19 protein-coding genes are annotated in these 22,518 nt (G+C 65.6%); 13 read left to right on the top strand and 6 right to left on the bottom strand.

Going from position 1 to position 22,518, the window contains the following annotated elements; translation table 11 throughout:
* The first annotated feature begins 61 nt into the window (after positions 1-61).
* Together BUB20358_RS15450 and BUB20358_RS15445 are read left to right on the top strand one after the other, a co-directional pair.
* Complete coding sequence (locus BUB20358_RS15450) at positions 62-901, top strand: polyphosphate kinase 2 family protein (protein WP_006763084.1); 840 nt, start codon at positions 62-64, stop codon at positions 899-901.
* 43 nt (positions 902-944) lie between these two features.
* Complete coding sequence (locus BUB20358_RS15445) at positions 945-1,718, top strand: exodeoxyribonuclease III (RefSeq protein ID WP_006763085.1); 774 nt, start codon at positions 945-947, stop codon at positions 1,716-1,718.
* Positions 1,719-1,844: 126 nt separating this feature from the next.
* Here the strand turns inward: BUB20358_RS15445 and BUB20358_RS15440 are convergent, their stop codons facing one another.
* Complete coding sequence (locus BUB20358_RS15440) at positions 1,845-2,897, bottom strand: NAD(P)-dependent alcohol dehydrogenase (protein ID WP_035971533.1); 1,053 nt, start codon at positions 2,895-2,897, stop codon at positions 1,845-1,847.
* A gap of 228 nt (positions 2,898-3,125) precedes the next feature.
* On the opposite strand from BUB20358_RS15440, the gene BUB20358_RS15435 reads away from it, so the two are divergent.
* Positions 3,126-4,082, top strand: a complete 957-nt coding sequence (locus tag BUB20358_RS15435; RefSeq protein WP_006763087.1) for an AraC family transcriptional regulator — start codon at positions 3,126-3,128, stop codon at positions 4,080-4,082.
* A gap of 59 nt (positions 4,083-4,141) precedes the next feature.
* Here BUB20358_RS15435 and BUB20358_RS15430 read toward each other — a convergent pair whose 3' ends face one another.
* The 5 genes from BUB20358_RS15430 to BUB20358_RS15410 form a co-directional block, all read right to left on the bottom strand.
* The gene (locus tag BUB20358_RS15430; RefSeq protein ID WP_035973233.1) at positions 4,142-5,176 is read right to left on the bottom strand and encodes a M48 family metallopeptidase; all 1,035 of its coding nucleotides are present in this window, start codon (positions 5,174-5,176) and stop codon (positions 4,142-4,144) included.
* Complete coding sequence (locus BUB20358_RS15425) at positions 5,166-6,587, bottom strand: AmpG family muropeptide MFS transporter (RefSeq protein ID WP_035971535.1); 1,422 nt, start codon at positions 6,585-6,587, stop codon at positions 5,166-5,168. The genes BUB20358_RS15430 and BUB20358_RS15425 overlap by 11 nt, the downstream gene beginning before the upstream one ends.
* Positions 6,588-6,698: 111 nt before the next feature.
* Positions 6,699-7,307: a methionine biosynthesis protein MetW gene (metW, locus tag BUB20358_RS15420; RefSeq protein WP_006763089.1), complete on the bottom strand. Its 609-nt coding sequence runs from the start codon at positions 7,305-7,307 to the stop codon at positions 6,699-6,701.
* Entirely contained in the window at positions 7,304-8,449 is a 1,146-nt protein-coding gene (gene metX / locus BUB20358_RS15415) for a homoserine O-succinyltransferase MetX (RefSeq protein WP_006763090.1), read from the bottom strand. Before metX ends, metW begins: the two co-directional genes overlap by 4 nt.
* A gap of 1,876 nt (positions 8,450-10,325) precedes the next feature.
* Positions 10,326-11,345 carry a hypothetical protein gene (locus BUB20358_RS15410; RefSeq protein WP_128567331.1) on the bottom strand — a complete coding sequence of 340 codons (1,020 nt, stop codon included), beginning with the start codon at positions 11,343-11,345 and terminating at the stop codon, positions 10,326-10,328.
* A gap of 171 nt (positions 11,346-11,516) precedes the next feature.
* Between BUB20358_RS15410 and BUB20358_RS15405 the strand changes: the two genes are divergently transcribed.
* From BUB20358_RS15405 to tssJ, 10 genes are all read left to right on the top strand, one after another.
* Positions 11,517-12,104 carry a fimbrial protein gene (locus BUB20358_RS15405; protein ID WP_035971538.1) on the top strand — a complete coding sequence of 196 codons (588 nt, stop codon included), beginning with the start codon at positions 11,517-11,519 and terminating at the stop codon, positions 12,102-12,104.
* Positions 12,105-12,194: 90 nt separating this feature from the next.
* A complete protein-coding gene (locus tag BUB20358_RS15400; protein WP_006763093.1) occupies positions 12,195-12,926 on the top strand; it encodes a fimbria/pilus periplasmic chaperone in 732 nt (243 codons plus the stop codon).
* A 140-nt stretch (positions 12,927-13,066) separates the two neighbouring features.
* The gene (locus tag BUB20358_RS15395) at positions 13,067-15,712 is read left to right on the top strand and encodes a fimbria/pilus outer membrane usher protein (RefSeq protein WP_105773955.1); all 2,646 of its coding nucleotides are present in this window, start codon (positions 13,067-13,069) and stop codon (positions 15,710-15,712) included.
* Positions 15,713-15,751: 39 nt separating this feature from the next.
* Positions 15,752-16,315, top strand: coding sequence for a fimbrial protein (locus BUB20358_RS15390; RefSeq protein WP_052688723.1), 564 nt, complete (start codon positions 15,752-15,754; stop codon positions 16,313-16,315).
* 34 nt (positions 16,316-16,349) lie between these two features.
* Positions 16,350-17,045 (top strand): DotU family type IV/VI secretion system protein, encoded by a 696-nt coding sequence (locus BUB20358_RS15385; protein ID WP_081293564.1) that lies wholly within the window; start codon positions 16,350-16,352, stop codon positions 17,043-17,045.
* Positions 17,046-17,296: 251 nt separating this feature from the next.
* Positions 17,297-18,715 (top strand): OmpA family protein, encoded by a 1,419-nt coding sequence (locus BUB20358_RS15380; protein ID WP_223473311.1) that lies wholly within the window; start codon positions 17,297-17,299, stop codon positions 18,713-18,715.
* Between the two features lie 361 nt (positions 18,716-19,076).
* Entirely contained in the window at positions 19,077-19,616 is a 540-nt protein-coding gene (gene tssB, locus BUB20358_RS15375) for a type VI secretion system contractile sheath small subunit (protein ID WP_006763096.1), read from the top strand.
* 42 nt (positions 19,617-19,658) lie between these two features.
* Entirely contained in the window at positions 19,659-21,158 is a 1,500-nt protein-coding gene (gene tssC, locus BUB20358_RS15370) for a type VI secretion system contractile sheath large subunit (protein ID WP_035971540.1), read from the top strand.
* 201 nt (positions 21,159-21,359) lie between these two features.
* Positions 21,360-21,842, top strand: coding sequence for an Hcp family type VI secretion system effector (locus BUB20358_RS15365; RefSeq protein ID WP_035971542.1), 483 nt, complete (start codon positions 21,360-21,362; stop codon positions 21,840-21,842).
* Positions 21,843-21,978: 136 nt separating this feature from the next.
* Entirely contained in the window at positions 21,979-22,518 is a 540-nt protein-coding gene (tssJ, locus tag BUB20358_RS15360) for a type VI secretion system lipoprotein TssJ (RefSeq protein ID WP_006763099.1), read from the top strand.

The following is a 22,518-nucleotide window of genomic DNA, read 5'->3' as shown; positions in this document are numbered from 1 at the left end:
CGGCGGCCCGTTGCGTTTGCTGCGTGCGCGAGCGCGCAGCATCGCCCAACGGAGGAACGCAATGCCGAAACGACCGTCGCTCGACGATTTCCGCGTGCCGTACGGCACGCACGGGAAGGAAGCCGCCGCATTCACGCTCGATGCGTTCGATCCGGCCGCGAAGCCGTTCTCGTCCGGCTCGAAGGAAGCCGACCGCGAACGGCTGTCGGCCGTGTCGGCCGAGCTCGACGTGCAGCAGGAGCGGCTGCACACGCAGCAGAAGAAGCGCGTGCTGCTCGTGCTGCAGGGGATGGACACGAGCGGCAAGGACGGCACCGTGCGCGCGGTGTTCCGCGACGTCGATCCGCTCGGCGTGCGCATCGTGTCGTTCAAGGCGCCGACGCCGATCGAGGCCGCACACGACTTCCTGTGGCGCGTGCACGCGCAGGTGCCGGCCGCCGGCGAGCTCGCGATCTTCAACCGCAGCCATTACGAAGACGTGCTCGTGCCGCGCGTGCTCGGCACGCTCGGCGACAAGGAGTGCGAGCGCCGCTACCGGCAGATCCGCGATTTCGAGACGATGCTCGCCGAGAACGGCACGACGATCGTCAAATGTTTCCTGCACATCTCGAAGGACGAGCAGCGCGCGCGGCTGCAGGCGCGCGTCGACGATCCGACCAAGCACTGGAAGTTCGACATCGCGGACCTCGATGCGCGCAAGCACTGGGACGCCTATCAGTCGGCGTACCGCGACGCGCTCGCGGCGACGTCGGCCGAGCACGCGCCGTGGTACGTGATCCCGGCCGACTCGAAGACGCACCGCAACGTGATGATCGCCGAGCTGCTGCTGCGCACGATGACCGACATGAAGCTCGAATATCCGCCGCCGAAGCCCGAACTCGAAGGCGTGAAGATCCGCTAAGCTGCGGCCCCGACCAACATCGAACGAACCACGGAAAACCGACATGATGCGAGTGATTACCGCCAACCTGAACGGCATCCGCTCCGCCGCGAAGAAGGGCTTCTTCGACTGGCTCGGCCAGCAGAACGCCGATTGCGTGTGCGTACAGGAAATCAAGGTGTCGGCCGACGATCTGCCGGCCGAATTCGTCGAGCCGCACGGCTTGCGCAGCTATTTCCACCATGCCGCGAAGAAGGGTTACAGCGGCGCGGGCCTGTACAGTCGCCGCGAGCCGGACGACGTGATCATCGGCTTCGGCAGCAGCGAGTTCGATCCGGAAGGGCGCTACGTCGAGGCGCGCTACGGCAAGCTGTCGATCGTGTCGGTGTACGTGCCGTCCGGCTCGAGCGGCGACGAGCGCCAGCAGGCGAAGTACCGGTTCATGGACGAATTCATGCCGCATCTGGCCGAGCTGAAGAAAAAGCGCGAAGTGATCCTGTGCGGCGACGTGAACATCGTGCACAAGGAAATCGACATCAAGAACTGGAAGAGCAACCAGAAGAACTCGGGCTGCCTGCCCGAGGAGCGCGCGTGGCTCACGAAGCTGTTCGACGACGTCGGCTACGTCGACGTGTTCCGCACGCTCGACCCGCGGCCCGAGCAGTACACGTGGTGGAGCAACCGCGGCCAGGCGTACGCGAAGAACGTCGGGTGGCGGATCGATTACCAGATCGCGACGCCGGGCGTGGCCGCGACCGCCAAAAGCACGTCGATCTTCAAGGACATCAAGTTCAGCGATCACGCGCCGCTGACCGTGGACTACGACTACAGCACGTGACGCACCGCGCGCCGCGTCGTGCCAGGCCGGCGCGCGGCGCGCAGGCGAATGCAGAACGGGCCGCATGTGCAGCATGCGGCCCGTTTCGTTTGCAACGCGGCGCTCATGCGTGCCGCGCGCGATCGGTCACTGCTTCAGCGACGCCATGTCGATCACGAAGCGATACTTGACGTCGCTCTTCAGCATCCGCTCGTAAGCGGCGTTGATCTGCTGCATCGGAATCGTCTCGATGTCCGACGTGATGCCGTGCTCCGCGCAGAAGTCGAGCATTTCCTGCGTCTCGGCGATCCCGCCGATCAGCGAGCCGGCGAGGCGGCGCCGCTTGAAGATCAGGTTGAACACCTGCGGCGACGGATGGTCGTGCTCGGGCGCGCCGACGAGCGTCATCGTGCCGTCCCGCTTCAGCAGGTTCAGGAACGGATTCAGGTCGTGCTGCGCGGCGACGGTGTTCAGGATGAAGTCGAAGCTGTTCAGGTGCGCGTTCATCTGCGCTTCGTCCTTCGAGATCACGACTTCGTGTGCGCCGAGCCGCTTGCCGTCCTCGATCTTCGACGGCGACGTCGTGAACAGCACGACGTGCGCGCCCATCGCGCGCGCGAGCTTCACGCCCATGTGACCGAGGCCGCCGAGGCCGACGATGCCGACCTTCTTGCCGGGCCCGACGTTCCACTGACGCAGCGGCGAGTAGGTCGTGATGCCCGCGCACAGCAGCGGCGCGGCGCCGGCCGGATCGAGCGTGTCGGGCACGCGCAGTACGAACGCTTCGTCGACGACGATCTGCGTCGAATAGCCGCCGTACGTGACTTCGCCCGTCACGCGGTCCTGCCCGTTGTAGGTGCCGACGAAGCCGTTCTCGCAATACTGTTCGAGGCCTTCCGCGCAGCTCGCGCAGGTGCGGCACGAATCGACGAGACAGCCGACGCCGACCAGCTCGCCGACCTTGAAGCGCGATACCTGCGGGCCGGTCGCGGTCACGCGGCCGACGATCTCGTGGCCCGGCACGACCGGATAGATCGTGTTGCGCCATTCGTTGCGGGCCTGGTGCAGATCGGAGTGGCAGACGCCGCAGTAGAGCACCTCGATCTGAACGTCGAGGTCGCGCAGCGCGCGGCGCTGGAATTCGAACGGGGCGAGCGGCGAGCGTGCGTCGGCCGCCGCGTAGGCATAGGTTGTGCTCATGCAGTGGGCTCCTTGTCCGGGAAAAAACGTCCGGCAAAACAGACTGCCGCCGCGTCGTGGCGATGCGGCGAGACAGGCCCCCATCGTAAGGAGCGACGCGCGCCGGTGAAATACATGAAGGTCTGGAAGATTTGCCTATTCCTCTCGAATTGCGCGCGCGCGACCGTCAAAACGCTTTCACGGTGCTAAATTGCGAGCCAGATTCTCTTGCCGGACAGGATGACGCCGATGAGCTTCCAGCCCCTTTTCGACGACTCGGACGACCGCGTGCGCCGCCGCATGATCGAGCTGCACACGCGCCTCGCGCCGAACGAAGGCGACACGTGCGCCGTGCTCGACGGCGTGCGCTTCATTCGCGTGAGCCGGCCCGCGCCGCGCATGCCCGTGCTGTACGAGCCGAGCATCATCGTCGTGTGCCAGGGCCGCAAGCTCGGCTATCTCGGCGACCGCTCGTTCGTCTACGACGCGCAGCAGTACCTGGTGCTGTCGGTGCCGCTGCCGTTCGAGTGCGAGACGTTCGCGAGCGCCGACGAGCCGTTTCTCGCGATCTCGATCCGTGTCGATCTCGCGGTGATCGCCGAGCTCGCGATCCTGCTCGACGAGACGCTCGGCGCAGCCGCGAGCGAGCCGCACGGCGTGTATTCGACGCCGCTCGACGCGCCGCTCGCCGACGCGGTGCTGCGGCTGCTCGAAGCGCTCGCATCGCCGCACGACACGCGCGTGCTCGGCCCGGCGATCATGCGCGAGATCGCGTATCGCGTGCTGACCGGCGCGCAGGGCGACGCGATTCGCGCGGCGCTCGTCCAGCAGCATCACTTCGGCCGCGTCGCGAAGGCGCTGCGGCGCATCCATGCGGATCTCGCGGCGGACCTCGACGTCGAGACGCTCGCGCGCGAGGCGGGGATGAGTCTCGCGGTGTTCCACGCGCAGTTCAAGCATGTGACCGCAACGTCGCCGATGCAGTACGTGAAGGCCGCACGCCTGCATCAGGCGCGGCTGATGATGGTGCAGGACGGCGTCGGCGCCGGCGCGGCCGCCGCGCGCGTCGGCTATGCGAGCGCGTCGCAGTTCAGCCGCGAGTTCAAGCGGCTGTTCGGCCGCAGCCCGGGCGACGAAGTGCGCTCGATGCGCGACAGCGGAAACGGCAGCGGCAGCCGGCAGATCGAGTCGGACGTCCGCGCATAGTGCGCCGGTCCTGCGTGCCGCGCACCGCCCCGATGCGGCTGGCAGCCGTGCCGCGCCGCTCAGCGCCGCACGACCTTGCGCCGCTGCGCGCTGATCCCCGCGTAGTCGGGCAGCGTATCGATGCGCTTGCCGATCGCTTTCGCGTACAGTGGCATCAGGTCCGGCAGCCGGTTCAGCAGATCGCGGCGGCGCGCGGCGCTGTACGGATGCGTGTAGATGAAGCCCGTCGCCTTGTTCGCGCGCGTCGCGGCCGCGAGCTTGTCCCACAGCGTGATCGCCGCGCGCGGGTCGAAGCCCGCGCGTGCGGCGATGTCGCCGCCGATCACGTCGGCTTCGGTTTCGTCGGTCGGGTCGTAGTGGAGCGTCTGCAGCCGCTCGCCGATGTTCAGCGCCTGCGGCAGCGGATCGCCGACGCCGAACAGCGGCGGCAGCGTCGCGGCGCGCAGCGACGTCTGCGACGTCGTGCTGAAATTGCTGCGCGCGTGTTCGCGCAGCGCATGCGCGATGCCGTGCGCGAGCAGCACGCCGAGCTCGTCGTCGTTCAGACGCACGCGCTCGAGCATGCCGCCGTATACGAGGATCTTCCCGCCCGGCAGGCACGTGATGCGGATGTCGCGCGAGCGGATCGCATTGACGTCCCATGCCCAGCTCTTCACGCGGTCGTTCCACTTCACCGAATACGGCGCGAGCTTCGCGACGATCGCGCGCAGGCGCTTCACGCGCGGCTGGCTCGCCGGCAGCAGACGATTGCCGTCGGCGGCCGTCTGCACGATCTGCGCGTATTCGTTCGCGGTGAGCTGTTCGAGCAGCGGCGACGGGATCAGCGTGCGGAACGCGATGGCGTTGCCGTAGCGGACCTGCTGCGATCCCGGCGTATAGCCTTTCGTCGATGCGGCGCCGCCGGTCGGCTGCGCGGCTTCGGCGGCCGACGGCGCGACCGGTGCCGCCGCCGCGGACGGCGCCGCCGCCGGCGCGGCGCCTGCCGGCGGCGTGCCGGTATCGGCCGCGTACGCGAATCCCGCGCCGCACGCCGCGACGCCGATGCTCAGCGCGGCAGCCGCGTGCGCGATGCGATGCAGCCGATCACTGCGCACGGCTGGCCTCGCCATTGCGCGCGACGCCGTTCCACGGCGCGATCTTGAACAGCAGCAGCATGCCGGGAATCGCAAGCGCCGTGCACACCAGGAAGTAGTCGAACCAGCCGATCTTCGCGACGATGAAGCCGCTCGCGGCCGACGCGAGCGTGCGCGGCACCGATGCGAGGCTCGTGAACAGCGCGAACTGCGTCGCCGTGTAGCGCGGATCGGTCGTGCTCGCGATATACGCGACGAAGGCGGCCATCGTGAGGCCGGTCGTGAACGTCTCGACGCCGTACACGATCGCGAGCGCGACCGTCATCGGGCTGAACTGCGGCGCGACGGCCACGCCGAACACCGACAGCATCGACGCGATCGCATGGCTCGCCGCGACCGTGAAGTCGTACAGCATCGCGAGCACCGGCGAGCCGGGGCCCAGCTGCGCGAGCCATGCGAAGCCGAGCGTCGACACCATCTGCAGCGCCCCGAAGATCCACAGCCCGCGGCCGATCCCGATCTTCACAAGCCACACGCCGCCGATGATGCCGCCGGCCACGCTCGCGACGAGCGCGGTGGTCTTCGCGACGATGCCGATCTCGGTGCGCGTGAAGCCGATGTCGAGGAAGAACGACGTCGACAGCGTGGTCGCCATCGTGTCGCCGATCTTGAACAGGAAGATGAAAGCGATGACGAGCAGTGCGCCCGCCCAGCCGTCGCGCTGGATGAATTCGCGAAACGGCAGCACGATCGCGTCGCGCAGCGTGCGCGGCGGCGTGCCGGCCACGTCCGGTTCGCGCACGAGCAGCGTCATCGCGATGCCCGGCAGCATGAACGCGCCGGTGACCGCGAACACGACGTCCCACGGCAGGTGATCGGACAGGATCAGCGACAGCGAACCGGGGATCAGCGCGGCGATCTTGTACGCGTTCACGTGCACCGCGTTGCCGAGCCCCTGCTCGGTGTCGCGCAGCAGTTCGCGGCGGTATGCGTCGATCACGATGTCGGAGCTCGCGCCGAAGAACGCGACGAGCGTCGTCAGCGCGGCGACCGTCCAGATCGAATCGCGCGGCGACACGAAGCCGAGCGCGGCGATCGCGCCGGCGACCAGCAGCTGCGTGAGCAGCATCCAGCCGCGCCGGCGGCCCGGCCGCCAGCCGGGCAGGCGCGGCACGTAGCGGTCCATCAGCGGCGCCCACAGGAACTTCCACGTATACGGGAACTGGATCAGCGCGAACAGGCCGATTTCCTTCAGGTTCACGCCTTCGGAGCGCAGCCATGCCTGCACGAGATAGACGAGCGTGAACAGGGGCAGACCGGACGTGAAGCCCAGGAACACGCAGATCAGCATGTGCGTGTTCAGATAGGCGCGCCAGCCGGGATGATCGTCGTGGGCGGTGAGTGCAGGCGCCTCGCGCGGCGTTTTCGACATGGACTGGAACTGGGTAGCGTTGACGTGGTTGCGGCGGCAGCGCGGGGCGGGTGCGGCGCGGCGGCGCACCCCGTACCTGCCCGGCCGGGCACCGGTCGACGGCTTCCCGGCTCAGCTGCGCTTGACGCGGTAGACAGCAAGACTACCACGCCAGTTCGCTCCCCATCGAATCGGCTGGCCTTCGTGCAGCACGACGCGGTCGAGGATCGTCACGCCGACTTCCGGCGCGAGCGCCTCGAAGTCCTTGATCGTCAGCACGCGCACGTTCGGCGTGTTGTGCCACTGGTAAGGCAGCGACTTCGACACCGGCATCCGGCCGCGCAGCACCGACAGCCGGTGCGCCCAGTAGCCGAAGTTCGGGAACGACACGATGCACTCGCGGCCGACGCGCGCCGTTTCGCGCAGGATCGCGGCTGTCTGGTGGATCGTCTGCAGCGTCTGCGACAGGATCGCGAAGTCGAAGCTGTGATCCTCGAACAGGCGCAGTCCGTCCTCGAGGTTCTGCTGGATCACGTTGATCCCGTTCTTCGCGCTCGCGAGCACGCCCGCGTCGTTCAGCTCGATCCCGTAGCCGGTGACGTCCAGCTCCTCCATCAGCAGCGACAGCAGCGAGCCGTCGCCGCAGCCGAGGTCGAGCACCGTCGAGCGCGGCTCGACCCAGCGCGCGATCGCGCGGAAGTCCGCGCGCGCGGACAGGGAGTTCAGCGCTTGCTGGTTCATGCACCCACCTCGTTGGCGATTCGTTCGTAATACGCGCGGATCAGGTTGTGATAGCGCGCGTCGTCGAGCAGGAACGCGTCGTGGCCGTGCGGCGCGTCGATCTCCGCATAGCTGACCGTCCGCTTGTTGTCGAGCAGCGCCTTCACGATTTCGCGCGACCGCGCGGGCGCGAAGCGCCAGTCGGTCGTGAAGCTCGCGATCAGGTACTTCGCCTGCGTGTGCGCGAGCGCGGCCGTCAGGTTGCCGTCGAACGCCTTCGCCGGATCGAAGTAGTCGAGCGCGCGCGTGATCAGCAGGTACGTGTTCGCATCGAAGTAGTCGGCGAACTTGTCGCCCTGATAGCGCAGATACGACTCGACCTCGAACTCGACGTCGAAGCTGAAGTTGTACGCGTCGAGCGCGCCGTCCGCGCGGCGCAGCGCGCGGCCGAATTTCTCGGCCATGTCGTCGTCGGACAGGTACGTGATGTGGCCGATCATTCGCGCGACGCGCAGCCCGCGCCGCGGCTTCACGCCGTGCGCGTAGTAGTCGCCGCCGTGGAAATCCGGATCGGACAGGATCGCCGAGCGCGCGACCTCGTTGAACGCGATGTTCTGCGCGGACAGCTTCGGCGTCGACGCGATGTCGATGCAGTGCGCGACGCGCTCCGGATACATCAGGCTCCATGCGAGCGCCTGCATCCCGCCGAGGCTGCCGCCCATCACCGCCGCGAAGCGCTCGATGCCGAACGCATCGGCGACGCGCGCCTGCGCATGCACCCAGTCCTCGACGGTGACGACCGGAAAGCGCGCGCCATACGGCTTGCCGGTCGACGGATCGATGCTCATCGGGCCGGTCGAGCCGAAGCACGAGCCGAGGTTGTTCACGCCGATCACGAAGAAGCGGTTGGTGTCGAGCGGCTTGCCCGGCCCGACCATGTTGTCCCACCACCCGGTGCTGCGCGGATCGTCCGCGTAGACGCCGGCGACGTGATGCGACGCGTTGAGCGCGTGGCAGACGAGCACCGCGTTCGAGCGCGCGGCATTGAGCTCGCCGTACGTCTCGACGACGAGCTGATAGTTGCCGATCACGCTGCCGCTTTGCAAGCGCAGCGGTTCGGCGAAGTGCATGGTCTGTGGAGCGACGATGCCGATCGATTCCATTCGTTCCGCCTTATGACTGGGCGGCTAAATGGTGTCGGCGATGCGCGGAGTCGAAGATGCGCGGCTGACGACCTCTTTAGCCGCATTTGTAGTGAACCGCCGGGACGACGACAGATCGACGCCCTGGCCGGTTCGCGCGCCCGCAATCGAGTCAGCAAATCGGCGCGCTTCCGACATGCCGCCCACGGGCGGCAGTCGGCAGAGTATAGCGGAAAATCGGCGCGATGCAGGGAGCGCTCGCGCCCGTGGATACGTGCGAGCGGGTGCGCGGCGGCGCGCATGGGGAGATGCCGGGCGGTGCGCGTCGTGCGGCGCTGGGCGGGGCGCTAGCGTCGGGTGCACCGCCGCGTGGCGGGTTTCGCCGTCATGTCTGTTTCTGCTTTGCCGGGAGTCCTGCGTCGTGTCGCCGTACGCATCGACGGGCGTCCGCGGTTCCGTGCCGCGCGGGTCGGCGTGATCGCTTCGCTCGACGGTTCAACTGGGTTGGTACCGACCTGCGTGGATAAATCGGACATGTATTAGCGTTTTGGCATTGCGCCGAAATACCCGTCCGATTGCCGATGCCGACACGCGTCGCTAGATTCTCGGCTACTTGAATGGGCCGGCGGCGCGCGCAACATCCGGCGAGCGCGCGGCCGATACGACGATGACGAACGGAACGGGCGATACAGAACGACGGCGGGCAGCCGCAGCAAACGAACGGGCGAAGCTAAGCGCCGGCGGCTCGGGCCTCGTGACTGCCGCGTTGATGGCGACTGCGCCGTATCTCGGCTCGTGCACGCCCGGAGAAGCCGGAACGGCTCGCACGCCGACGTCGGCGCCGCTTGCCTCGCCGGCGCCCGCGTCATCGTTGCGGCCGGCGGCCGACGCACGCGATGCACATCATGCTGCAGAACGGGCCGAGCCGGTTGTAGGGCCGCCGTTCGATGCGACGAGCGGGCGCCCGCCACGCGCGGTGCGGCCTGCGCGTCGTGCGCCGTCGCTTTCACTGCCGCGGCCTTCCTCTGTCGCCCTTTTGCTCGACGACCGGTTGCTCGACGGTTCGTCGGCCGCAGGCGCGCTGGCCGATTGTCCGCCGCTGCCGAGCGGTCCGCTGCCGGACGAGCGCTTCGATCCGTTCCGCCCGTATCGCGGCGGTCCTTTACTGAGCTATACGGACGGTACTGGTACTGCTGCGTCTCCGCGCGCGCCGGGAATCGACGGCGCGCGTCTGGTCCGCGTCGCGGCGCCGGGCGTGCCGCCGTTGCCGGCCATGGCCGCTATGCGGTCGTCCGGGCCGGACGCGTCTCCGTTCTATGCCGATCAGGTGGCGGACGCGCTTGCCCGCCATGTCGCGCTCGCCGATGCGTCTACCCACGACGAGCCTGGCGCGGCGCATGCAGCGAGCCGCGAGCGCGGCGACGTGTCGAGCGGCGGCTTGATACGCGCGCCCTTCTACGCGGATCAGGTTGCATACGCACGCATGCACGTGCTGCCGGTCGAAATGTCGACCCGCGCGGCGGCTGGCGCTGCCGATGTCGTCGCGCCGTTCGCGTCGCCGTTCTCGTTTGCCATTTCCGAACTCGCGCTTCGCGCGTCGCCCGACAGCGTGTCGTCCATGCCGGACGGCGAGGTCGCTCGTCATGCGTCGTTCGCAGGACATATCGCGTTTGCCGAGCCGCATTCGACGACAACCGGACTCGATAGGCGGAACTCGCCCGTCCCGGCATGGACGACGGCGGGGCTCGTGTCGGATTCCGTCGCTGCGGTCGTTCGCGATCGCGTATGGTCGGCCGAAGCCGCGATCGGCGATACCGATTTCGCGCGGCAATGGTCGCCGTCGATCCGTGTCGCGGAGCCGACGCGGCAACTCGTCGGCGGACGGCCAATCGCGCAATTAGCGCCGGTAAGTATCGACGAGCTTGCGGCGCAGGTGGCCGGCATCGGCGGCGATCGTCCGCCATCGACGGCGGATCGCGCGCCGGCTTCGCGACGGCCACATGTCGCGATGCGGGTCCGCACGCACGCGGTATCTCACGCCGACTCTCATGACCGCAGCCCGCTCGTCCGCGCGGTACACGCGAAGCCGGACGGACGTATTTCCGAGCGGCTTTCGGCGGTAGCGATCGACGCGCACGTGACACAGCCGTACGACGCGCATCCGACGTCGCGCGCGAATACCTTGTCCGAAATGCCGAGCGCGACGGAAATTGCCGCGGCGCTCGTCGCGCCGAAGGCGGGCGGGCTTGCGTCGGCGGCGTCGCAGAAGCCGTACCGGACCGCGCACGACGCAATGCTCGCCACCGCGGATGCGCGGCGCGACGTCGATTGGCGCCTGACCGCCGAGACGAAGGTCGGGCCTGACCGCGACAACCGCACGTACCGAAGCGTGGTCCACGAAAACATCATGGCTCCGGTTGCGGCCGCCCAGCATCGCGCGATCACGCTCGATATGCCGCAGCCCCGCGCTTACCGCGACGTCGTGACGAGCGTGGCGGTCGTCGCGTCGAACGGGCCGTCTTTCGATATCGATCGAAAGCGCGCGCCGACGATCGGCTATGTGTTTTGACGCACGAGGCCGCATCGTATGGGCGGCCCGCATCATGAGCTGAAAGCCGGCGATCGACGAGCGGTGCGTCGAGAAGCACGGACACCGGCGTGTCGTTGTTCGCTGCTTGCGCATCACGACGCGCTGGCCGTTCGGTCGAGTTTTGCTTTCGACGATGCGCGACTTCCACGGTGCGAAGCAGCCGCCGTTATCGGCCCGCGCCGACTCGCATTCGACGCGACGCCGTGCTCTTCGAATTTCAACTGCGCAAGCGACATTCGACGTCCTGCATGCCGCGTCTTTTTTGTCTCCGAACGACGCGGCACTTCTTATACGAATTGCCTGTTTTTTGCGGTTTTGCAGGCTCAAATCTAGAACTGCCTGAAAGTTTGAACTCGTCCTATATCAGTGCCGAAATGGGGTTGTTAGTATTTTTACAGGTTCAATTAAACGAGATAAACATGGCCTGGATGGGCGGCATGGCGGCTCGTGAACCTGGTCGAAAAGTTCGATGTACTTTCATTTGAGCAGGAGCATTCAATGAAGAAGAAGGTATTGGCCGTTTCCGCAGCGATGCTGCTTGGCTCGTGGGTGGCGTTGCCGGCCTTTGCACAGACGAGCGGAGAAACTCCCGCACCGGAGCCGAAGCCGGAGCCGGCCGTGACGCAAGGCAAGGTGACGTTCGACGGCGAGCTGACGGCGAGCACGTGTTCGATCGCAGCCGGCGATGAAGACAAGAAAGTGACGCTGCCGAAGGTCTCGACGGTTGCGTTGGCGAAGAGCGGCGACACGGCAGGATCGACGTCGTTCGAAATCAACGTGACGAAATGCTCGGCCGACGTGAAAAAGGTCGCCGCCCACTTCGAGATGACGAACATGGATCCCGCCACCGGCTATCTGAAGAACCTGCTCACCGGTACGACTGCGGCGAAGAACGTCGTCGTTCAGTTGGTGAACTCCGACGGTACCGGGATCCGCGCCGGCTCGACAGGTCATTACTTCGATGTGGCGGGCACAGCCCCCAATCTTGGCGCGACGCTGATCTACGGCGGTCAGTACTACGCAACCGGCGCGACTACGGCGGGTAAGGTGAATACCTTCGCTCGCTTCACGCTCGCTTATCTCTAATCCCGGGTCTCAAGTAGCTCGTAGGCGGATTCCGGACGCTCCACGAAGGAGCGTCCGGAATCCGCGCGACGACCGATCAAGGAGGTTTGCGTGCGGTTATGGAAATGGACGAGCGTCGCGACCGCTTTCGCGTTGGGCGCGATGGCGGTCTCGGTCCAAGCGGCGATCGTCATCACGGGCACCCGAATCGTCTACCCGGAGCAAAGTCGCGAAGTCAATGTGCGGTTGACCAACATCGAAGCGGCGCCAGTGCTGGTGCAATCGTGGATCGACGACGGTGACGCGAACGCGAATCCCGATCAGATCAACGTGCCGTTCGTACTGACGCCGCCGGTGTTTCGCGTCGAGCCGAAAAAAGGACAGACGTTGCGCGTGATGTACACGGGCACGAATCTGCCGACCGATCGCGAATCGCTGTTCTGGTTCAACGTTCAGGAAATTCCCCCGCAACCGACGAACGCGGAAGACACGAATCTGCTGCAACTCGCGTTTCGCACGCGCATCAAGCTTTTCTTCCGACCGGCCGCGCTTCAGGACGGCCCATCCGGCGCGCCGCTGAAATGGACGATCGCCCATGACGACAAAGGCGCGAGCGTGCTGCGCGTCGACAACCCGTCTCCTTATTACGTGTCGTTCAGCCGCGTGACATTGAAGGCCGGCGACAGGGAAATCCAGTTCGACCCGTCGATGGTGCCGCCATTCGATCACGTGTCGTTCGTGCAGCAGAAGGGTGCGCATGCCGCGCTCGCGCGAGGCACGGTTTCTTATCGGCTACTCAACGATTACGGCGCGGAGGTGGCCGGGTCGGCGACCGTGGAATAACAGCCGACTGTGTCGGAAACGATGAGGATCGAAGAGTGGTTCAAGCAGCACGAAATATCGCGTTTGGCGGTAGCCATGATGTCGATCTGAGCGTCTTTCGCCGCCGGCGGGTGGCGCTGGCGGTCAGTCTCGCGTTCGGCATGGGCTTCACCGGTGACGACGCTGGCGCGACCGAACTGAGCGGTGTCGATGCCGGCCAGCAGGCAGACGGCGTGTCGGCGGCACACGTGGCGGCCGGCGTAACGACGCAGCCGGTGATGCACGTGGCGGCGTTGACCGCGACGGAACCCGCGGTGGTTGCGTTCAACCCTCGACTATTCGCCGGCAGCGGCGTCGATCTATCGCGTTTCGCGAGAGGCAATCCGGTCGAGCCCGGCAATTACGCTGTCGATGTGACCGTCAACGGCAAACGGCACGGGCGCCGCGACGTGCTGTTTCGCGCCGTGCCCGGCAGCGACGTCGCCGCGCCGTGCTTCCCGATCGCGATGCTGGAGCAGTTCGGTGTCGACGGCGACAAGGTCGGAAACCGAATTCATCAGCCGAAGCGGGTGCGAGACGACGACGTCCAGCCCGTGAACGAGCGCGAGTCGACCGCGTGCACGGCGCTGCGCGACGCGATACCCGGCGCAACCTATACGTTCGATAGTGCGGACTTGACGCTCGATCTGACGATTCCGCAGATCGAGATGAGAAAGACGGCGCAGGGTTACGTCGATCCGTCGCGCTGGGACGACGGAATCAGCGTCGGGCTGCTGCAGTACAGCGTCAACGGCTATACGAGCGAGAGCAATTTCTTCGGGCACAACTTCAGCAGTCTGTATACGGGCCTGCAGTCGGGCGTGAACGTCGGTCCGTGGCGCTTTCGTCACCGTTCGACGCTGAACTGGGCGAGCCGCGGGCCCGGTGTGTCATGGCGAAGTCTCGAAACGTTCGTTCAGCGCGACATCACGCCGCTGCGCAGCCAGATCGTGCTCGGCGACAGTTTCACGAGCGGCGAGCTTTTCGATTCGTTCGGCGTGCGTGGTGTGCAGTTGTCGAGCGACGATCGCATGCTGCCGAATTCAATGCAGGCTTATGCGCCGACGATCCGCGGCGTCGCCGATACCAATGCGCGCGTAGTCGTGCGGCAGGGCGGCAACACGATCTATGAGGAGACCGTGTCGCCGGGGCCGTTCGAGTTCAACGATCTACCTGCAACCGGCTACGGCGGCGACCTCGACGTGACGGTCACCGAATCGGACGGACGTGTGCGGCGCTTCTCCGTGCCGTTCGCCGCCGTTCCGCAATTGTTGCGGCCGGGTCAACATCGTTTCAGCGTCACGGTCGGGCAGTATCGCGATACGTTGTCCGATGCGAAGCCGTGGGTCGCCCAGCTGACCTATCAGCGCGGCATCACGAATCTCGTCACCGCTTATGCCGGTGCATTGGCGTCGGCCGGCTACGGTTCAGGTCTGTTCGGAGTCGCGTTGAATACGTCCGTCGGCGCGTTCGCGTTCGACGTGACGTCCGCGCATACGCAGGTGCCGGGTCGGCGCACGTATCGCGGGCTCAGTTCCCGCATCACATACAGCAAGGCACTGGCGTCGACGGGCACTCATTTTTCCGTGGCCGCGTACCGCTATTCGACGGCCAGCTTTTTCAGTTTTCAGGACGCGGTCAGTGCGCGCAACGATTGGAACGGCTCGGCCGGCCAGTATCGCTACCGCGCTCGCACGCGTTTGCAACTGAACGTCAATCAACGCGTGGGCGAACGCAGCACGATCTACGCGACCGGCAGCTCACAGGACTACTGGGGCGGCGAACGGGGCCGCGACCTTCAGTATCAGATCGGCGTCAGCAGCACGTTCCGTCGCGTGTCGTATTCCGTCTATGCGCAGCGGACCCGTAGCGGCGACGATCGAACCGTCACGCAGGTCGGCGTCAACGTGACGATTCCGCTCGGCAAGCAGACTTACACGCGGAGCAGCGTCTTCAGTTCGCTGACCACGTCGGCTTCGCGCGATTCGAGCGGGAACAGCGCAGTGCAGATCGATATGTCGGGCAGCCAGGACAGCATCGCGCCGTTCAGTTACGGGATTACCGCATCGCGTATCCACGGCGGCGATACGCTCGCTTCGTTCGGCGGCTACGGTACGTACCGCTCGCCCATCGGCACCTACAGCGCGAACGCGTCGCTCAGCAACCGGACGCGCCAGGCGGCGTTCGGTGCAAACGGCGCGATGATCGTGCATCGCGGCGGCGTCACGCTCAGCCCGCCGCTCGGCCAGGCAGCGGCGTTGATCGAAGCGAAGGGCGCGACCGGCGGGCAGATCGTCAACGGTCAAGGCGCAGCGATCGACCGGTTCGGGTACGCGGTGATCCCTTCGTTGATGCCGTATCGCGTCAACACGGTCGAGATCGATCCGTCCCGCCTGCCGGACGATGTCGAACTCGGTAACACGATCGAGGAGGTGGTGCCGCGCTACAACTCGGTCGTATTCGTGAAGATGAATACGGTGCGCGGCCGCCCGGTGTTCGCGACGATGGAGCGGCGGGACGGTTCGCCGTTGCCGATGGGGTCGCAGCTGTTCGACGCGACGGGCAAGTCGATCGGCGGCGTCGGCCAGGGCGGCATGGCATTCCTGCGCGGGCTGGAAGGCTCGGGCGAGCTGACCGCGAAGTGGGGTGTCGGGCCTGCCGACCAGTGCACGCTTCCCTATGCGATACCAGCCGCACCGGCGGATGCGACGAAGATCAAGATGGCGACGCGCGTGCGCTTGCGATGCGACGCGACGGCGATGCAATGACGCGCGCGCGTCAAAGTGAGGCACAGGTTGATGGGCAGAATGACACGAACGCACGCATCGCGGTGCATCCGATGCGTTGCATCGAGCGCGGCGGTAGCGATAGCCGCTTGGCCGGCGGGCGCTGCTTTGGGGGCAGGCAATCCCACCGTGACGGTCAAGTTCCAGGGCTCCTACAACTCGGTGACGTGCACGATCGTGGCCGGACAGGAGAATCAAACGATCAAGTTGCCGCGGATTTCGACGGCATCGCTGACGTCGCCCGGACTGACGGCGGGTTCTACGGCCTTCACCATTCCGCTGCGTTGCGACGGCAGCATCGACGCAGTACGTGTTTATTTTCAGCGCGGCGTGACGACGAACGCGAACGGCAATCTCGACATCGAGAGTCCGAGCGATCCGGCCAGCGCCAAGAATGTCCAGGTGCAGTTGACGAACGGCGACGGCTCGCCGATTCAGGTCGGCGATGCAGCGACGATGAAGACCGTGAGCATCGACGCGTCGGCCACGACGTCGGTTCCGTTCGGTGCGCAGTATTACGCGACCGGTCCGACGAGCGCGGGCCGGGTTCGCACGTACGCGACCTTCGTGATTCAAATGCCGTGACGGCACTTCACCGACCGCTTTCCTCGCCATTCGCATGACATTGGATCGTTCAGGCGCCGCGTTGCGCGCGTCGCTTCAAGAGACCGTGCTTCACGTCGCGTTGCTCGCACAGCGTGCGTCGATACCGGAAATCCACGTATGGCGCGCGCGCTGCATCGGGCTCGTCGAGCGGCTCGATCAGGCGATGCGCGACGGCGGTTACGCCGCCGACATCGTGCGCGATGTCGGCATCGCGCAGTGCGAACTGCTGGACGACGTGACGCTGCGTCATTTGCCGGCGGGCAAGCAAGACGAATGGTTGCGCGAGACGCTGCTGTTCCGTTTTCATCGTCTGCGCAGCGATGCCGGCGGGATAACCGCGCGATTCGACGCGTGGTCGAGCGCCGCGGATTCGGATGCGCAGTTACTCGACGTGTACAGGACGCTGCTCGACCTTCGGCCATCGCCTGACGGCGACGACGTTCGTGATGTTCCGAACGCACGCTGCGCGGCGACTTCGCACGGAGAACAGCGTGTCGCGCAATCGGCGTCCGAGCCCGCACGGTCGTTCGCGCGGCGCTTTGCCGCGGCGGCCGCGCGCGCATGGACGCCGCTTTGGCAAGCGATGGTCGCGATGGCGGTGCTCGCAGCCGTCTGGATCGCCTGCGACATCTCGTTGCGGCGCGCGGTGGAGCGCTTGCCCGAGTCGGCGGCGCGCGTCGCGCTGAACAGTGAGGAGGCGCGACGGTGAGGAATCGATCGATGTTCGACGTTGCGCTGATCTGGATCGCGATGCCGGTCGTCGTATTCGGCGCGGCTTGGGCATTCGCGCCGCTGCCGGCTTGGCTGAGCGCGACGTGCATTGCGCTGGCCGTCGCGTTGGCTGTGCGGGCGGCCGTATGGCGCGAGCACCGGCGCACGGCAGCCGGCGATCGATCGGGCGAATCCACGGCATCCGCCGGGGCCGACGAAGGGCTCGACAGCGCAGCACGTGAGCTTGCGGTGATCGTCGTCGTCGGCCCTTGCGCGGCCGCTTTGTTTCCACGCGACCAGCGGCGCTCGACGCTTCGGCGCGACGATCGCGCGGTGTGGCTGCTGGCCGACACGCCCGAGCGGCTGAACGACGTCATGGCGCAGGTGAAGGCGGCGCGCGGGCGCTTCCCGGATGCCGCGCTGCTGCCCGTGGTGACAGAGGGCGACGACGAAAGCGTGCTGCGCCGCGAGTTTGCGCAATGGCGCATCGCGCTGCAGGCCGCGTATTGCCATCCCGAATGCGTGTTGTCCTGCCATGTCGCGGTGTATGCGTGTCTGGGTACGGACGACGACGCCGTGGCCGAAACGCGATGGTTCGGCGACGTGCTCGAAGTCGGTGTGGCGCGTGTCGACAACGCGGTCCGGCTTTACGATCGATTGCCGACGATCCGCCGTCACCTTGCCGAGTCGCGACAACGAGCGGCGATCGTCCGGAGCGCACTCGGGCTTGCGGTGTTCGACTGGCTCGACGAGGCGGCCTTGCTATCGTCGATCTCCGCGCTGTCGAACACGGCGCCGCTCGCACTACGCGGCGCTTCGCTGGCCGACATCCCGGATATGCCGGTTCGGCCCGGTGCATGGACACGCTGGCTAATTGCCAGAACAGGGCTGCAGCGGCGGCCGACGGAGCCGATCACGAGGCCGCTGCCGCTACCTTTCGTCCATGTGCCGGCGCGTGCCGCGGCGCCGTCCGCACCTTCGGCGCGGATCGGCCGCGCGCGCCCGCTCGCGTCGCATGTGCTGCTGTCCAGCGCGGCGGCCGCGACCGCGGCGATTGCAATATCCGGTGTGGTGAACGGCCGGCTCGTCGAGCGGGTCGCTGGCGATCTGTCCGCGTACTGGAACACGCCGCGCGAGCGGATCACTGCGTCGATCGACGCATTCGACCGGTTGCGTGCGACGCGCGACGAGATCGCGCGCCATCTACGCGACGGCGCGCCGTTCGCGGCGGGCTGGGGACTGTATCCGGGACACGCGTTGATGTCCCGCCTCGATGCGGCGCTGGCCGCCTATCGTCCGCCGGTGACGACACTGCAGCTCGACAGCCTGCCGCTGTTCGCGCGCGGCAAGGCTACTTTTTCCGCGGCGCGCGCTCGACGCGAACTGGCGCACGTGCTTCGGCTGATCCTGCAGAACCCCGACCACCGCGTGCTGATCGAGGGGCATGCGGACAGCGAAGGATCGCCGGATGCGAACTTTCGGTTGTCGGAGGCGCGTGCGCGTGCGATCCGCGATTGGCTGGTCGTTGAGGGCGGGTTGCCGATCACGCGTATTGCGATCCAGGGCATGGGAGACCTGCGCCCGATCGGCGACAACGCGACCGAGGCAGGCCGGGCGCTGAACAGGCGCGTCGACGTTTCGCTGATTCCGGACGCCGCAGATCATTGACGGCGCCGGCATGTGCTCGAGCGCCGGCGCATCGCCGTTTGCTCATTTCGACGCGGTCGCTGCAATCGCACGGCGGCGGTTCTTCGACACGCCGGCAATTTTTAGAAAGAGCAACTTGTCCGAATCGTGTGCCGGGGTCCGCGTTTTAAATCCGCGCGTTTATTGAGATTAAAAATATCGAGATTGTCGATTCGTTAAATGAATTCACAAAGTCTCCAATTTAACCGAATAAGTTAGTACCGATCCTATATAAGTTGACGATCGCGTCCCGTAAGATGGCTCGGGTTTGCGCTGAAAAGAGCGAAACGGACGAGCATTCGCTCATTGATATTTACCTCATTCGGATAAGTCTGGAGACGTTATGACCATATCCAATAGTGCACAGAAATTCATTGCGCGAAATCGTGCTCCGCGCGTCCAGATCGAATACGACGTTGAAATCTACGGTTCCGAAAAGAAAGTGGAGTTGCCGTTCGTGATGGGCGTGCTCGCCGATCTCTCCGGCAAGCCGTTGGAGCCGTTGCCGGCGGTCGGCGATCGCAAGTTCTACAACATCGACATCGACAACTTCGACGAGCGGATGAAGGCGATGAAGCCGCGCGTCGCGTTTTCGGTGCCGAACACGCTGTCCGGCGACGGTCAGTTGATGGTCGACATCACGTTCGAAAGCATGGACGACTTTTCGCCGGCGGCGATTGCGCGAAACGTCGACGCGTTGTCGCAGCTGCTCGACGCACGGACGCAGCTCGCGAACCTGCAGACGTACATGGACGGCAAGTCGGGCGCGGAAAACCTGGTGAGCCAGGTGCTGAAGGATCCGGCGCTGCTGAACGCGCTTGCAAAGGCGCCGAAGCCCGAAACGCGGAAACCGGACTCCGCGGAGTCGCAAGACCAAGAGTGACGCGCCGGGCGGCAAACCACGATCTAACAGATGGGGAAGAAAATGGCTGTACGTGAATCGCAGGCGCGCGTTGCGGACGCGCAGCTCGGCATCGAATCGGATTTCAACGCGTTGCTGTCGCGCGAGTTCAAACCCAAGACGGAGCAGGCACGCGAAGCGGTGGAAGCCGCCGTGAAGACGCTCGCCGAGCAGGCGCTGGCCAATTCGGCGACGATGTCGGACGACGCCTACAAGAGCATCGCGGCGATCATCGGCGAGATCGATCGCAAGCTGTCGGAGCAGATCAATCTGATTCTGCATCACGAGGATTTCCAGAAGCTGGAAAGCGCATGGCGCGGGTTGCACCATCTGGTCACGAACACGGAAACCGACGAGAAGCTGAAGATCCGCTTCATGGACGTGTCGAAGGAGGATCTGCGCCGCACGATGAAGCGCTACAAGGGCGTCGCGTGGGATCAGAGTCCGTTCTTCAAGCAGATTTACGAAGAGGAATACGGTCAGCTGGGCGGCGAGCCGTACGGCTGCCTGGTCGCCGACTACTACTTCGATCACACGCCGCCGGACGTCGATCTGCTTGCATCGATCGGCAAGGTCGCGGCCGCCGCGCATGCGCCGTTCATCACCGGCGCGTCGCCGTCCGTGCTGCAGATGGATTCGTGGCAAGAGCTGGCGAACCCTCGGGATCTGACCAAGATCTTCACGCAGAACCTCGAGTATGCGCCGTGGAACTCGCTGCGCAACTCGGAGGATGCGCGCTACATCGGTCTAGCGATGCCGCGCTTTCTCGCACGGTTGCCGTACGGCGTCCGCACCAACCCGGTCGACGAGTTCGATTTCGAGGAGGCGACCGACGGATCCGATCACCGCAAGTACACGTGGGCGAACGCTGCGTATGCAATGGCCGTCAACATCAATCGCTCGTTCAAGCACTATGGCTGGTGCACGCTGATCCGCGGCGTCGAGAGCGGCGGCGTCGTCGAAAACCTCCCGTGCCATACGTTCCCGACCGACGACGGCGGCATCGACATGAAATGTCCGACCGAGATCGCGATTTCGGACCGACGCGAGGCCGAGCTGTCGAAGAACGGCTTCATTCCGCTGATCCATCGGAAGAACACCGACTACGCGGCGTTCATCGGCGCGCAGTCGCTGCAAAAGCCCGCCGAATACCACGATCCGGACGCGACGGCGAACGCGAATCTTTCCGCGCGTCTGCCGTATCTGTTTGCGTGCTCGCGCTTCGCGCACTACCTGAAATGCATCGTGCGCGACAAGATCGGCTCGTTCAAGGAGCGCGACGAAATGCAGCAATGGCTCAACGAATGGATCATGTACTACGTCGACGCCGATCCTGCGAACTCGTCCCAGGAAACCAAGGCGCGTCGTCCGCTTGCCGCTGCCGAGGTGGTCGTCGAAGAAGTCGAAGGCAATCCCGGCTACTACCAAGCGAAGTTCTTCCTGCGTCCGCATTTCCAGCTGGAAGGTCTGACCGTGTCGTTGCGGCTCGTTGCGAAGCTGCCGTCGGTCAAGGCCGCCGCGTGATCGCACCGCATCGATGCGGCGATCGGCGGCTGACGGCGATCGCACTCCGGCATGCCGATACCGCGTCGGTGCAATAGGCGCGATCGGTGTGCCGGGATTCCGGCGCGGCGTTGTGCGCCGAGAGTGGTGATCAGCACTCTGCAAATCGCCCTGATCACATTACCGCTACCCAAAACTCAACCAAGAACAAGGAGTGATGCCATGGCACACGACATTTTCCTCAAGATCAACGGAATCGACGGCGAATCCAGGGACGCGACTCACCAGAACGAAATCGAGGTCTTGAGCTGGTCGTGGAACGTATCGCAGCAGTCGAACATGCATCTCGGCTCGGGCGGCGGCGCGGGCAAGGCTACCGTGGACGATCTGCAATTCGAGCATTACATCGATCGGTCGAGCCCGAATCTCGTTCAGTACTGTCTGCTCGGCAAGCACATCGACGAAGCGAAGCTCACGGTGCGCAAGGCCGGCGGCAACCCGCTCGAATACATCCTGTTGACGATGAACGACGTGCTGGTCACGCAGGTGAGCCCGGCCGGTGTGGCGGATGACGAGTCGCGTCCGCGCGAGGCCGTTCGGCTGTCGTTCTCGCGCTTCAAGCAGGAATACGTCGTGCAGAACGCTCAGGGCGGCAGCGGCGGTGCGATTACGGCGACGTTCGACATCAAGCGCAACGCGGCCTGAGCATCGTCCGTCGTTTCGGGGTGAATCCGCCGGCGTCGCCGTCGACGTCGGCGGGTTCGCGGGATGTTGACCGTGGTAGCAGCGCGACGCGCCGCGTCCGGTCAACCGCGGCCCCTGGTGGCACAGGATCTTCCAAATGTTTTCTCGATTGCCGCATGACACGGTGACGCGTCGCGATGCGCTCGAACGGATCGCGCTCGGACTGTCGTTTCTGTCGCTGACCGCGTGCGCGGGCGCACCGAACGGACCGAAACCGGCCTCGCTGAATTTGAAGATCAACGTGAGCGCCGGCGTCAATCCCGATGAATTGGGCCGCCCCGCGCCGATCATGGTGAGGATCTACGAGCTGAAGTCCGCCTACACGTTCGACAACGCGGACTTCTTCACGCTGCAGAGCGACAGCAAGAAAGCGCTGGGCGACGACGCGATCGCGATCGACGAGTTCGTCCTGCGTCCGGGCGACGTCGCGAACATTCGCCGGCGCATCAATGCGGCGACGACCGCGTTCGGCGTACTCGCTGGATATCGCGAGCTCGGCAAGTCGGTGTGGCGCGGCGTCTACCGCTTGCCGCCGCGACCCGACGAAGCGTGGCTTCGGCTATTCGCCGCGCATACCAAGATCAAGTTGAACGTGGATATCGGCCAGCGCGCCGTTCTGGTTACCGAATTGGACTGA

The sequence above is a fragment of the Burkholderia dolosa genome (assembly GCF_902499135.1).
In the GTDB taxonomy this organism is placed as follows: Bacteria; Pseudomonadota; Gammaproteobacteria; order Burkholderiales; family Burkholderiaceae; genus Burkholderia; species Burkholderia dolosa.
Note: the sequence above shows the minus strand (reverse complement) of the source record. Positions and strands in the feature narration are given on the sequence as shown.